General features: G+C 40.1%; 14 protein-coding genes. 6 read left to right on the top strand and 8 right to left on the bottom strand.

Annotated elements, in window-relative coordinates:
* Positions 1–91: 91 nt before the first annotated feature.
* On the bottom strand, positions 92–493 hold the full coding sequence (locus VK159_RS00605) for a hypothetical protein (protein ID WP_324228210.1): 402 nt from the start codon (positions 491–493) through the stop codon (positions 92–94).
* A gap of 279 nt (positions 494–772) precedes the next feature.
* A complete protein-coding gene (locus tag VK159_RS00600; protein WP_182804526.1) occupies positions 773–1,762 on the bottom strand; it encodes a PhoH family protein in 990 nt (329 codons plus the stop codon).
* A 439-nt stretch (positions 1,763–2,201) separates the two neighbouring features.
* Here VK159_RS00600 and VK159_RS00595 point away from each other — a divergent pair, with 439 nt between their 5' ends.
* The 5 genes from VK159_RS00595 to VK159_RS00575 all read left to right on the top strand — a co-directional run bounded on the left by VK159_RS00595 (position 2,202) and on the right by VK159_RS00575 (position 7,364).
* Positions 2,202–3,653 carry a DUF4403 family protein gene (locus VK159_RS00595; protein WP_324228209.1) on the top strand — a complete coding sequence of 484 codons (1,452 nt, stop codon included), beginning with the start codon at positions 2,202–2,204 and terminating at the stop codon, positions 3,651–3,653.
* A gap of 64 nt (positions 3,654–3,717) precedes the next feature.
* A complete protein-coding gene (locus VK159_RS00590; protein ID WP_324228208.1) occupies positions 3,718–4,560 on the top strand; it encodes an MBL fold metallo-hydrolase in 843 nt (280 codons plus the stop codon).
* 78 nt (positions 4,561–4,638) lie between these two features.
* A complete protein-coding gene (locus tag VK159_RS00585) occupies positions 4,639–5,955 on the top strand; it encodes a hypothetical protein (protein WP_324228207.1) in 1,317 nt (438 codons plus the stop codon).
* Positions 5,956–5,967: 12 nt separating this feature from the next.
* Positions 5,968–6,627 carry a TatD family hydrolase gene (locus tag VK159_RS00580; protein WP_324228206.1) on the top strand — a complete coding sequence of 220 codons (660 nt, stop codon included), beginning with the start codon at positions 5,968–5,970 and terminating at the stop codon, positions 6,625–6,627.
* Complete coding sequence (locus VK159_RS00575) at positions 6,627–7,364, top strand: tRNA threonylcarbamoyladenosine dehydratase (RefSeq protein WP_324228205.1); 738 nt, start codon at positions 6,627–6,629, stop codon at positions 7,362–7,364. Before VK159_RS00580 ends, VK159_RS00575 begins: the two co-directional genes overlap by 1 nt.
* Here VK159_RS00575 and VK159_RS00570 read toward each other — a convergent pair.
* From VK159_RS00570 to VK159_RS00560, 3 genes are read right to left on the bottom strand one after another with little or no spacing between them, the layout of a single operon-like run.
* A complete protein-coding gene (locus VK159_RS00570; RefSeq protein ID WP_324228204.1) occupies positions 7,361–7,669 on the bottom strand; it encodes a hypothetical protein in 309 nt (102 codons plus the stop codon). The genes VK159_RS00575 and VK159_RS00570 overlap by 4 nt on opposite strands.
* A gap of 3 nt (positions 7,670–7,672) precedes the next feature.
* Positions 7,673–8,419 carry a hypothetical protein gene (locus VK159_RS00565; protein ID WP_324228203.1) on the bottom strand — a complete coding sequence of 249 codons (747 nt, stop codon included), beginning with the start codon at positions 8,417–8,419 and terminating at the stop codon, positions 7,673–7,675.
* Entirely contained in the window at positions 8,416–9,375 is a 960-nt protein-coding gene (locus tag VK159_RS00560) for a hypothetical protein (protein ID WP_324228202.1), read from the bottom strand. Before VK159_RS00560 ends, VK159_RS00565 begins: the two co-directional genes overlap by 4 nt.
* Positions 9,376–9,597: 222 nt before the next feature.
* Between VK159_RS00560 and VK159_RS00555 the strand changes: the two genes are divergently transcribed.
* Positions 9,598–10,026 carry a hypothetical protein gene (locus VK159_RS00555; RefSeq protein WP_324228201.1) on the top strand — a complete coding sequence of 143 codons (429 nt, stop codon included), beginning with the start codon at positions 9,598–9,600 and terminating at the stop codon, positions 10,024–10,026.
* 3 nt (positions 10,027–10,029) lie between these two features.
* Here VK159_RS00555 and VK159_RS00550 read toward each other — a convergent pair whose 3' ends face one another.
* The 3 genes from VK159_RS00550 to VK159_RS00540 form a co-directional block, all read right to left on the bottom strand.
* Positions 10,030–10,665, bottom strand: coding sequence for a class I SAM-dependent methyltransferase (locus VK159_RS00550; RefSeq protein WP_324228200.1), 636 nt, complete (start codon positions 10,663–10,665; stop codon positions 10,030–10,032).
* A gap of 22 nt (positions 10,666–10,687) precedes the next feature.
* Complete coding sequence (locus VK159_RS00545; RefSeq protein WP_324228199.1) at positions 10,688–12,331, bottom strand: AMP-binding protein; 1,644 nt, start codon at positions 12,329–12,331, stop codon at positions 10,688–10,690.
* Positions 12,332–12,446: 115 nt separating this feature from the next.
* On the bottom strand, positions 12,447–13,079 hold the full coding sequence (locus tag VK159_RS00540; RefSeq protein ID WP_324228198.1) for a T9SS type A sorting domain-containing protein: 633 nt from the start codon (positions 13,077–13,079) through the stop codon (positions 12,447–12,449).
* Between the last annotated feature and the right edge of the window lie 25 nt (positions 13,080–13,104).

The following is a 13,104-nucleotide window of genomic DNA, read 5'->3' as shown; positions in this document are numbered from 1 at the left end:
AAGAAGTTGGGGGCTAGAATACAGAATTTAGAATGAAACATATAGTCGGTATGTTTTTCTTGACTCTACTATCTTCTGTATTCTAAATACTTTACAGGTTCCCCGTAAACGTATAATTGAAATCAACCTGCCACAAACCGTTACGCTTGATCACCTTCACCGGCATTTGTTTCTTTTTGTAAGAGTTGGAATAATTCACGATCACGACAGTGTCGCTTACATTATCAACAGAATGAATGATGATGGATGAACCTTTATAGCCTTCCTTATCTTTCTTGCTCATTTCATCCTTGTATTTCTTTTCGATAAGATCAAGCTCATACAAATTCAAACTGTCTTTGATCATCAGTTCTCTGGCCCAATCGTAATCACCATCAAGTGAGCTACGGATAAATTCACGGGCTGTGTCTAAAGCTTCAGTTGGGCGCTCACGTTCCTGTTTGCAGGAAGCAACTGCCACGATAACAGCAAGCAATAAAAGAATTCTCTTCATGATGGCTCAAATGTACAAAAGGGATTGATTTGGGGAACAGTTTTAACAGGCTGATAGAAACACAGATGACGCAGATTAATGCGGATGATCACTGATTTTTCACTCCTCTGCGAAAATCTTTTCAATCGGTGTCATCCGTGACTCTATCAAAAAAATCCCGTCTCATTGCTGAAACGGGATGCGGTTGTACTACTACGCTTATTCAGGGTTGTTAAAATGATCGGCTCTAACAAATAAGCTTCGTAGCACTTGTATATGCTGCGGTGTAAGTACGCTCTTTTAACGACGGTGGTAGCTGTTGGGCTGCTCCTGGTCGATCTTATGGTCTTTGTCGTAAGCCCTGATGATGGCTTTCACCAAACGGTGACGAACCACATCTTCTTCATCAAGTTCAATATGACTGATACCATCGATGTTCTTTAAAATGCGGATACCTTTTTCCAAACCACTACGTTGGTTCTTTGGCAGATCCACCTGCGTCATGTCACCTGTAATAATGGCTTTTGCATTTGCACCAATACGGGTGAGGAACATTTTCAACTGCAGATCAGTTGTATTCTGCGCCTCATCCAAAATGATGAATGCATTATCCAACGTACGGCCACGCATATAAGCAAGCGGTGCAATTTCAATTACACGTGTGCTCATGTAATAACCGAGTTTATCGGCAGGGATCATATCATCCAATGCATCATATAAAGGACGCAGATATGGATCGATCTTTTCTTTAAGATCACCGGGAAGAAAACCAAGACTTTCGCCGGCTTCAACAGCAGGGCGTGTAAGAATGATCTTCTTTACCAGCTTGTTCTTTAATGCACGTACTGCAAGAGCAACAGCGGTATAGGTTTTACCGGTACCCGCCGGTCCTATTGCAAATACGATATCGTTTTTATCAATTGCACCCACCATCCGTTTCTGGTTTTGTGTGCGTGCACGAACAGTTTTACCATTGGGACCAAACACCAGCACTTCGCTTGGGTTTCGTTCCACAAAAGCATCAACTGTTTCCTGGTCGTCTCCGCCAAGGATCTGTTCAAGATAATTTTCGCTGAGTTGTCCGTTACGTTCTAAGTAAGCGATGAGGAGATCAATTTTTTCTTTTGCCTGATCTACCTGTTCGGGACTGCCACTTAATTTGATTTGTGTGCCCCTTGATAAAATTTTTAAGAGTGGAAACTTTTTCTTGAGGATGTCTAATTTACCGTTGTTAACACCAAAAAATTCAATCGGGTTAACGGTTTCGAGGTTAATGATCGTTTCAGTCAAAGTTTTTTCAGTTTAGCGGCCGGTACCGGAATTAGTGTACTACGTTGCGCAGGCGTAGTAAAGATTTCAGCACCAAACCAAGTTCACAATAAGTATCATTCGGGCAACGATACTTCTAACCCTTCCATCTGTTACCAATATTAATCATTGACAACAGATTTTCATAAAGGTACTTATTCACAGGATGTGGAAACGTTAACGCAGGGTGAAGAATATTTTTCGGTAGTTGCTAAACCCAAAGAAAGCTAACTACGTATCTCAACCAACGATTTTTCTGTAACAAACTGAAAGAACGATCGTCAAAATAGTAGTTAAAATTAAGTGCGTGTATTTGATGGGTATTGGCATAGTAATCGCATCTCTTAAGTTCTTCTCAATATATAAACAGAAGATGCAGCCGGAATGAGTTAAATTGTAGAATTAAGTTGCTTAATCTTTTATGAAGTTATTACCTGTTATACTATTTGCTCTCTTGTTTGCATTTGCCTTGGCAGGATGTGGAGGTTGTTTTCAAAACAATACTGTAGTGAAACCGAAAGCTGTTACAGACAGTATTACTATTGACTTGCCATTATCTACATTCAATATTCCTGTTCGCTACAATCTGGAGAATTTTGAAGTATGGATCAACCAGGTGATCAAAGGAAAGTTTCTTGAAACAGTCATCAATCCACTCAATGACAAACGTGATGAAGCACGATTGATCTTAACCAAGACCGGCACTATTCAAATCAGTTCAAATGGAAAAAAACTGATCTGTTTAGTTCCATTACAACTGGAAGGAGTGCTATTGAAAAGCAGGATGGGGAAGGGACTTACCAAGTCGACCGATACCGTGTTTACAACGGTGAACATTGAACTGTCTACTCCTGTTTCATTAGATAAAAACTGGAATCTTGTAACGGCATTTGAAATTGAAAAGTTGCAATGGATAAAAGAACCGGTTTTTCAAATTGGGCCGTTTAAAAAGAATCTCACAAAAAAAATCAATGAATGGCTGGAGGAAAATGAGGGAATGCTTACGAAGATTATGGACAGGGAGATCAACAAAACGGTATCAATGGAACCGCCATTGGCAAAAGTGTGGAAGGACTTACAAAAGCCAATTATCATTCACAAAAAACAACCGAATGTGTGGCTAACGTTCAACTGTGAATCGATTGAAGGAAAAATAGTATTGGGCCCGTCAACAATTACATGTGAAACAAGGGTACTTGCAAAAACAAAAATCATCACCGATACCACTTCTATGTCAGCGGCAAGCCCGCTGCCGGCTTACCGCTTACTCAAAGATGCAACAGCTGAATCGGATATTCATTTGTATGCATTCACTTCGTTTGCTGAAATAAACGAGGAACTCAATAACCAGTTAAAAGAAAAAACATTTAATGCTGAAGGCTATTCATTGAGCATTAAAGGCATCAATGCATATGCTTCGGAAGCGGGAATTTCTATCGAGATACTTACAAGCAGAGATGTGAAAGGAAAATTAATAGCAAGTGGAAAGTTGGAATTTGATCCGGGGACGCAGTCATTGATGATCCGGAATTTTGATTATTCTGTAAGTAGTAACAGCACACTTGTAAATGCCGGTGATATGCTGTTGCATCAGCAGGTAAAAGATACCATTGCCTCCCGTTTGATTGTTGGGATGCGGGCGCTGATCGATACGGTTCCTCAACTGGTAGAAACGGCTATTGCAAAAGGAAAGTCGAGCGATAAAATTGATCTGGAGTTTGAGCACCTTGAAGTGAACCGGTGTGAAATTTCGATGGGAGCTGAAGGCATTCATTTTGTGATCCATGCAGAAGCTACCGCCGGCATTTTGTTGAAGAAATTAAAACCGGGCAAACGGTTACGGATAAAAAAAGCGCAGAAAAAAAATACCTGAGCTGAATAGAATACTGTTTCCATTGTATTGAAGCTGCCTGTTGATCCCTTATTTTTACACAATCATGGCGGTTTATTTCTCTTCTTTAAATTCAGGTAGTAATGCCAATTGCTATTACGTTAGTAGTGGCGATACAGCCATATTGGTTGATGCGGGATTATCCTGTAGAGAAACAGAAAAACGTATGAATCGACTTGGTTTGAAGATGGAACAGGTGAAAGCAATTTTTATTTCGCATGAACACAGCGATCATATCAACGGTCTGGAAGTATTGAGCCGCAAACACAAACTGCCTGTTTACATTTCACAGAAGACGTTAGCAAACAGCAACCTTTCAATTGATCAATCGCTCATACGTTATTTTAGAAAAGATGAAACGGTAATCATTGATCAGTTGCAAATAAAATGTTTCAGCAAATCACATGATGCAGCTGATCCGTTTAGTTTTATGATCAGCTCGCAAAATGTAAATGTGTCTGTGATCACCGATATTGGGTATGCATGTAAACAAGTGTTAAGCTATTTTCAGCAGAGCCATGTTGTTTTTCTGGAAAGTAATTATTGTGAAACAATGTTGGCCAATGGAGATTATCCTTACCACCTCAAGCGTCGCATCAGCAGCGATGAGGGGCACCTTTCAAATAAGCAGGCGTTAGAGTTGTTTCTCAATTACAGAACACCGCAGTTAAGCCATCTTATTTTATCGCATCTCTCTAAGAATAATAATACACCTGAAACAGTTGATGCGTTATTTAAACCGCATGCAGGTAATACTAATATAATTGTTGCATCACGTTATGAAGAGTCCCCTTTGTTTTCAATTGATGGCGTTCCTGTTGCGGTAAGGCGTTCATTAATGTCAACAAAAAAGAAACCCAGCAACGAATCACAGTTGTCTTTATTCTGACAACTGCAACGATTTTCTGTATCGCATATTTTAATCACGGATTGAAAAGTAATATCTTCCATTACCAAAATCATGTTTATGTACCAGATCATGTGGCCGGGAAAACCAGACTGGCCTTTATGGCAACGTTTACTGTTCCGTTTTTTCTTTGTCTATTTTGTGTTGTATATAAGTCCATGGCAATGGCTTGAAATTATTCCCGGAGTAAACTATGTAACAGGTTATTACTCGAAGTTTATTGACTGGCTGGTGAATGCAGCTAACAAAAATATCTTTCACGTTTACAAAAGCCTTGTGCCTTTAAACGGAAGTGGCGATACTTCATGGGCATTCATACAGTTGCGATTATTTTTATTGATCGCTTTTGTTTCAATGATCGTTTGGTCACTGCTCGATCGTAAGCGACGGCAGAATAATCGCCTGGCGTATTGGTTCAGGATCATGCTGCGGTATTTTATTATCATCAATTGTTTTGGGTATGGTTTTGCAAAAGTGTTTTTATCGCAAATGCCTTTTCCCAACAACAGCTTAATGGCTACTTCATTGGGCGATCTGTTGCCTATGCGCTTATCTTGGGCATTTATGGGTGCATCACCAACCTATGAATTCTTTTCAGGTTTAGTGGAAGTGATTGCTGGTGCTCTTTTGCTTTTTCGCCGGACAGCCACTTTTGGAACATTACTGGCAGCAGGTGTTTTTGCCAATGTAATGCTGATGAATCTTGGGTATGATATTCCTGTGAAACTTTTTTCTACACACTTGCTGATTGCATGTCTTGTGTTGTTATCATTTGAATACAGACGCATCCTGAATTTTCTTGTATCGAACAGGTATGCTGAACAAGGTAATCTCTATTACATACGCTATCCTAAAAAATGGATGCGTATTGCAGCTGTAACAGGCAAGCTGCTATTCATTGTGTTTTTTGTGATCTTGGGAGGAGTGGAGTCATATAAGGGATATGCACAAAGAAGCAATATTCCTGAATCAAAACCGATCCGCTCAGGTTTGTATGATGTAACTGTGTTTGTAAAGAATGGCGATACGATCGCTCCATTGTTGTATGATACTATTCGCTGGAAAGATATTGTGTTTGAAAAAAATGGTTCTGGCAGTGTGGGTACAACCGATACATTGTTCTGGCAACGTTACAGGCGTGGTTATTTCCGCAGCAAAGTTGATACAGTAAAAAAAGAAATTGAATTCAGCAAATCAAATCCTGCGTTTGAAACCTTTTACCTGTTTACTTTGCAGTATGAAATACCGGATAGCAGCAGTATTATTCTGAAAGGTAAGATCAGGAACGATTCTGTTTACACGGTTCTGCAACGTAGTAAGCGGCATTTCCAGCTGGCAGAAAAACAGTTTCATTGGTTAAGTGAATACAACAGGTAAACAATTTCAACTTTGTACATCAACATTCATACACATCATACCAAACCTGAGGAAGGCATCATCAGCATTGGTAACCTCTACAAAGATTTTGATTCCATTGAAGTTGACAGCTTTTATTCTGTCGGACTACATCCCTGGTATCTTAGCACTGAAACATGGGAAGAACAATTTGCTGTGGTAAAAGAAAAAAGCCGTTTAAAGAATGTTGTAGCTATTGGTGAAGCAGGGTTAGATAAAGTAACTGAAACTGATTTCGAATTACAACAAGCTGTTTTTTCAAAACATGTTCAACTGGCCAATGAAGTACAAAAGCCTTTGATCGTTCATTGTGTGCGGGCACATGCTGAAGTGATTGCTTTGCTGAAACAAACTCCGGTGCATGTGCCGGTCATTTTTCATGGATTTAATAAAAGCAAAGAACTGGCACAGCAGCTGATCGCTTTGGGTTATTATCTTTCTTTCGGAAAAGGATTAGAAAAGCAAGGGGTGCAGGAAGTGTTGGCCGCTTTACCTCATGTTAAGATCTTTCTCGAAACAGATAACAGCACGGGCTCCATCAAAGAAATTTATGCCCATGCGGCTAAGGCTTTTCAAATTGAGGAAGAATCGCTTAGTTTGCAGCTCCAAAAAAATGCAGCAACTGTTTTTGGCGCTGCTCTTACAAGATTATGATGAATGATATTTCATGGCTTTCACGCACCAGTTTGTTGATAGGTGAGGAAACCGTTCGTGCATTTACACAAAAGCATGTGATGATCGTGGGCATGGGTGGTGTTGGCTCTTTTGCTGCTGAATTCATTGCACGTAGCGGCATTGGTAAAATGACGATCATTGATGGTGATGTGGTTGATCCTACGAACCGCAACCGCCAGTTGCCCGCATTGGCAACCAATCATGGTGAATCGAAAGCATTGATAATGGCTGAACGTTTAAAAGCCATTAATCCGGAACTTGAGTTGAATGTGGTGAAAGAATTCATCAATCCTGAAACAGTATTGCAGCAGTTTGCTTACAAACCCGATTATTTAATTGATGCAATCGATAGTATTACACCCAAGATCACATTCATCCGTATGGCATATGAAAGTGGTTTGCCCTTGGTGAGCAGTATGGGTGCAGGTGCAAAACTTGACCCCACGCAATTAAAGGTTGTTGATATTTCTAAAACATACAATTGCCCATTTGCACAACAGATACGGAAGAATTTAAAAGGTCATGGTATTCGTAAGGGTGTAAAAGTTGTTTTCTCGCCCGAACAACCCATCAAAGAAAGTTTGATGCTGACAGATGGAAGAAATTATAAAAAATCGGCTTACGGCACCATTTCTTATTTACCTGCTGTGTTTGGTGCAGTAACAGCTTCGGTGGTGATAAGAGATTTGATTGATATGATAAAAGATAAATCTTAGCTACTACAAACATTTTGCTGGCATTGCTGCAATGTTTTGAAACGTGTTTGGGTTGGACATCTTTCAAATGAGCCGTCGGGCTTTTGAACCATGCAATAATAAAACTGACCAAACTTTACGCAAACACATGGAGTTATAGTTGTACTGGGAGCGGCATCTGCGGAAGTTGTTGTAGGAGCACTCGATGCGGAACGTCGAGCAGCTTTTTTAAGAGCTTTTTTCTTAGCTGGCACAGCTTTCTTTTTCACTGACTTTTTCTTGACAGGATCAGCTTTCTTTTTCGCTGATTTTTTTGATTTAGCCATCGGTTACATTTTTTTTAAAGTTCGAAGAGAATCAAAACGTAATGCTTCTGCATCTTCAAACACGGAAGCAATATTGTAGACAAGAGGCTTTTTTCCACCAAAACGATTATCGCTTAACTGTAAAATAGTTGTGATCGAAAAGTGAGGCAATTCTGAAATAAAAGCCGTATCTGCTGTTTGAAACAGAACATTAAATTTTGTTTTTGAAGGATCGAAGGGATCAATGATACTGCCATTTTTAAATTCGCTAGCTTTCTTATCATATACCCATCCAAGTTTTCCTTTTTTCTTTTTGGCATAGTACCTTACTTTTTTGTAAAACACTAATTCACCCGGGCCATATTTGCCAATGAGAGCGGAGCCTAAACCAATACACTTATAACTGGTAGTACCTTTAAGTCCTTTAAAAATTGCAGGTATAAAAATTGCTTCGTTAGTTGCCGACCCTTCAGTTGTTATAATAAAAAGTTCATAGCTTTTGTCAATAAGAGGTAAATCGAGTCTTTGTTTTGTACTGTTTTGATTGACAATTGTTTTTTCACCAATGCCATCCCGCTCAATAAAATTATCATACAGAGGTGCCACGAAAATATGTCCCCCTGTTATCTTATCGGCCGCATCTTCTTTTGCAACTGCAAGAATGTTTTTTACAAACTCAATGTCAATGTCATCATCTTTAAATGCAAATTCTGTTGGTTTGCACCCTAAAGCTAAAAGAAGAATTAACATCGCAAATAGAATATTTCTCACCATTTAATGTTTTGCAGGTTATTGTATGAGCCGCCAATAAAGAAACGTGTATAATCTTTATTGGGATGGAAAGGATAGTTGCCTTTCAAATGAATCCAGTCTTGCACACCCCAGAAGCGGCCTTTACGATCAATCATTGAACCGGCAAAGCCAACATCAAAACTTGTGTAAGGTCCCGTACCGATCTTTAACTGGTAAACTGATGTGTTGTAATTATTGGGTGTTTCTTTTTTCTTCTGTGCAGAATCCCCATACAACGGCACATTGATACCAATGATGTTTGCCAATTCATAAAGCAACGGTTTGTAACCGGTGTATTGATCATAGCCGAATTCAACACGATTGAAACGTAACGGGTGATGAACAAACATGGTACCACCTCCGGTCCAGTAACGATCGAATCCATCAGACAAGCCTAACAGATTAAACGGAACAGCATCGTTGTTATAAGTAACACTTACATCGCCAATAGTTGCAGTGGCCGCACCAAACACCTGGTGGCGACGGTGATTGTTCAACAAATAATTGGTGCTTAAGAAAAGCGCATAACGTTGGTTGGTGATAAGGTTATAAAAATCGCCATTGTGCAAAGTGCGTAATTGTTTTACATATTGCATGGGTTTGTCAAAACCATAACCAATGGAAAACGTATTCGTGAAATCGATCTGGTAGTCGCCCACTAAAGGATTAAGACTTGCTCCTACAGTTTTTGTGTAGATACTTAATGATGGTCCGTAGTGGATCATGTAATGTTGATCGTATGTACCCATGATGCTCATGGAACCATAGATACGCAAACCCGGAAATTTTTGTTGCTTGCTGCGGTAGAGCCAGATATTGCAGCCAACATTACCGTACACATCTGTAACCCATTTTGATTGGCCGATAACATTGCTTGTTACTAGAAGAACAAGCACACATGCAAGCAGATAGTTAAGGTTCTTTTTTGAAGGCATGAGGTGTAGGTTGCAGTGTTTAATACACACAAGTAAAAACATTTTATTTAAAAATGAAAGGGTTAAAACACGCAAGTTTTACACAGTCATTTTACCGGTCAGGCAAGCTGATCGTAAAATTACTGGGCCGATTTCTGAAAGAGCATGGGCTGAAATAAATTGGAGAAACGTCAGCTGAAACCTTGTATTTATTTAACCATCCTGTTTTCTTACTTTCACAGTATGCAACGAAAAAAAGCTGATGTAGATGTGGTGCGTGATGTATTACAACAAATGCTGTTGGCACGACCTGATTCTACATTTATCAAAAGTCTCGCCTTTCAATACGAGGAACGTGGCGGACTGAGCAAAAAACAACTCGAAGGATTGTTACAAAAAGCTATGAAGGTTGCTGAAATACCCGAACACAAATTAGCTACACTTGAAGCGATCATTTTAAAGAAACCAACACGTGAACGTGCAGCAGCATCGGCTCCAACAGCATTTTTTACAAAGGACGAAACAATAGGAGCAATCATTGATGCCATTCTTGAAAAGTATCCCCAACATAAACAGGTGTTGTTCTTAAAAGCTAAGTATGAGAACAACGAAATTTTATCTCCCGCTGAGATCACTGACCTGAAACGTTTGGAAAAAGTATTGAAGAAATAAGCATCATTGCTGCAACACATATACGGAACAGGCAACAGCAGGTGTTAAAGCTATAATTGTTTTCTCCTCATACATTTTACTGTAAGGCAATAGCCTGTCGATAAATGGTTTTGCCATCAGCCGTTGTGGTGTTGAAAGAATGATGGTTGTTCCTTTCTCTAAAAAAGAAATGATGACGTTGAATAAGGTTTCGAATGCCTGAGGTTCGTAATTAATATCGCTCAACAGCAATACATCAACCGAAAGATCGGCGGGGAGATGATTCCAGTCGATCAGCATAGCGTTGATATTCTCCAGTTTATTTTCCTGAATCGATTGTTGCATCAATTGTACAGCTTCCGGAACATAATCGCTGCAGGTAACTTTTGTTGCAAGTTGTGCAGAAAGAAACGATGGTAATCCTAAACCAGCTGCCAGTTCAAGTACAGTTTTGTTTTGCAACCAATGAGGTTGAGTTGCGATGAATTCGCAAATAGCATAGGCCGATGGCCAAACCCGTGCCCAATAGGGAGCGGGAGTTGATGGATCGGTTTGAAGTTGTTTGGTGAATGCCTGCTGAAGTGCCAATGAGTCTGGTACAAACGCATTGAACCGGTAATCACCAAAATGAAATGTTTTAAGAGATGTTTGCAATTCCATTGCGGCAAAGTAACGGCAACATTTATTCCCAGATTACTTTTCCTTTTTGCTGAAACCAGTGCGGATAAAACTGCTGGTGAATTTTTTCTACCTGGTTTCGTTTCACTTTCAACGTAGGTGTGAGCAATCCATTTTCTATGGTCCAGTTTTCTTTCATCACAACTGCTTTTTCCAGTTGCTCGTATTTTTCTAAAGATGGATTAATGGCACCCAGCGAACCTTCCAGACTTTCATCTACTTCTTCTTTTGTTTTCTGCTTACCAATATCTGATAAAGTGATCAATGCAATAGGCTGCGGGATACCCATGCCCACGACGCAACATTGTTCAATGTCGGCGTTGGCCAGCAGTTTTGTTTCAATGGGTGATGGTGAAATGTATTTGCCTTTATCTGTTTTGAACTGATCTTTTAATCGTCCGGTTACAAACAAATAACCGTCATGATCATATTCGCAGATATCGCCTGTTTTTAAATAACCATCTTCATCAAACAATTCAGCAGTGAGTTCCGGTTCTTTGAAATAACCTTTGGTATTGCTTACGCTTTTCACTCTTAGCTCACCTTCTTCTGTGATCTTCACCTGCAAACCTTTGAACGGTTTACCCACTGATCCATGCCTGTAATCATAAGGCCGTTCGAAATGTGCATACACACAATCTTCACTCATGCCCAATGCCTGTGTAATTTTTACATCAAGTCTCGCAAACCATTTGAGCAGGTCCACAGAAATAGGAGCAGAAGCGCTGTAAATATGTGTAGCCCTTGACAAGCCTAATTTTTGTTTGATACTTTTCTTTACAATACCACTGATGATTGGGATCGATAAAAGCAGGTTGAGTTTTTTCTGTGGAATTTTTTTGAGAATGCCTTCCCTGAATTTACCCCACAGTCTTGGCACGGCAAAGAAAATGTGCGGCTGCACTTCAGCTACATTCTTTGCAAATGTTTCAACCGATTCAGCAAATGAAACCACACACGCATTATAGATCGAATTCATTTCAATAGCGATCCGTTCTGCAATATGACTCAGTGGCAAATAAGATAGCAAAGCCGTGTGTTTGTTTAAACGCAGTTCTTCAATAGCAGCCAGCATTACTCTGTTGAAATTCCCTGCTGTATGCATCACACCTTTTGGCCGGCCTGTTGTGCCCGATGTATAAATGATCGTCATTAATTCATCTTCGTGCCATTGATGTGTGTGTTGAAGTGGTTGATGCTCCTGTATCAGTTCACTCCAGTTATAACGTTCATTGCGTTCGTAGGCATCAAAACCAATGCGGATCAGTTCAGGAGGAATACCATGTTCCTGCGATTTGAAATCATCCAGTTTGCCAATGAAGACAGCTTTTGCATCACTGTGTTCAAGAATTGGCTTAATGGAAGAGGCCGTTAACGTAGGATAGATAGGAATAGAAATACATCCTGCCATCATGATCGCTATGTCAGCCATCAACCAATGTGCACAGTTCTTTGAAAGAATGGCAATATGTGATCCTTTCGGAAGATGTAGTGAATGTAATGCTGCGGCAATACGCCTGCTTTCATCAGCGGCCTGTTGCCATGTCCAGGTTGTCCATTCACCACGAAAAGGCTGTCGTAAAAAAATATCGTTGGGATGGTTTTCTACATTTAGCAGAAACTGTTGCAGAGGGGTGGAAACCGGCATAACAATCGTTTTGAGTGATCTAAATCTACTGAAAATAATTCAGCAATAGCAGAACGATGAAGTCACGCAGGATTGCCAACCTTTCAAAGGTTGGCAACCCTTAAGGAGTATTTTGTTATTGTTTGAGGAAACGTAGTTGCTGCAGTTCGCCTTTACTGTTGCTTGCCTGTAATACATACTGACCTGAAGGTAAACTTTGCAGATTCAACTGCACCTGGTTGGTGCCTGCCTGCAATTGTTCCTGCCGAACCGTATAACGTTTGCCGGTGATATCCGTAACTGTAAGTTGTAACCTGTCTGTTTCTGCTGATGAAATACTCAGCACAGCAGTTGACCGAACAAGCGATGGTAACAATGCATTCAACGCAAAACCTTTGCTGCCGTTGAGCACTGCAACAATAAATGAATTGACAGATGTATTAGCGGGAGTGGTAAGTTTAATGCGATAGTAATTAGTTCCTTCACGGCGTTGCAGATCGGTGTAATCAAAAGGTTCTGCACAACGGACCTGGTCAGCAGTAAAACTATGCAGCACGCTGAAGTTTTTGTTATCGGTTGAATGTTGCACTTCAAAGGCTGCAAAATCTGATGTGCAGGGAGCCAGCCAACGCAACACATTGTACCGACTTGTTTTTTGCGCCTGGAAAAATTTCAGTTCAATGGGGAAAGTAAGAAACGGATCATTCGCCTGCGCAAAGCCGGTTATAGTTGTAAAAAAGACTGCGATGGTGGTGATTGATGCTTTCATACCTGATTAATTACGGTATAAAGAT

The sequence above is a fragment of the Lacibacter sp. genome, assembly GCF_035299325.1.
GTDB lineage: Bacteria > Bacteroidota > Bacteroidia > Chitinophagales > Chitinophagaceae > Lacibacter.
This window is presented reverse-complemented; position numbering and strand designations above follow the sequence as displayed.

Coding starts and splice junctions, on each gene's coding strand:
- VK159_RS00550 (WP_324228200.1), bottom strand. CDS start 10,665: ATGGAATTGCAAACATCTCTTAAAACATTTCATTTTGGTGATTACCGG.
- VK159_RS00590 (WP_324228208.1), top strand. CDS start 3,718: ATGGCGGTTTATTTCTCTTCTTTAAATTCAGGTAGTAATGCCAATTGC.
- VK159_RS00575 (WP_324228205.1), top strand. CDS start 6,627: ATGAATGATATTTCATGGCTTTCACGCACCAGTTTGTTGATAGGTGAG.
- VK159_RS00560 (WP_324228202.1), bottom strand. CDS start 9,375: ATGCCTTCAAAAAAGAACCTTAACTATCTGCTTGCATGTGTGCTTGTT.
- VK159_RS00595 (WP_324228209.1), top strand. CDS start 2,202: ATGAAGTTATTACCTGTTATACTATTTGCTCTCTTGTTTGCATTTGCC.
- VK159_RS00585 (WP_324228207.1), top strand. CDS start 4,639: ATGTACCAGATCATGTGGCCGGGAAAACCAGACTGGCCTTTATGGCAA.
- VK159_RS00570 (WP_324228204.1), bottom strand. CDS start 7,669: ATGGCTAAATCAAAAAAATCAGCGAAAAAGAAAGCTGATCCTGTCAAG.
- VK159_RS00605 (WP_324228210.1), bottom strand. CDS start 493: ATGAAGAGAATTCTTTTATTGCTTGCTGTTATCGTGGCAGTTGCTTCC.
- VK159_RS00545 (WP_324228199.1), bottom strand. CDS start 12,331: ATGCCGGTTTCCACCCCTCTGCAACAGTTTCTGCTAAATGTAGAAAAC.
- VK159_RS00540 (WP_324228198.1), bottom strand. CDS start 13,079: ATGAAAGCATCAATCACCACCATCGCAGTCTTTTTTACAACTATAACC.
- VK159_RS00555 (WP_324228201.1), top strand. CDS start 9,598: ATGCAACGAAAAAAAGCTGATGTAGATGTGGTGCGTGATGTATTACAA.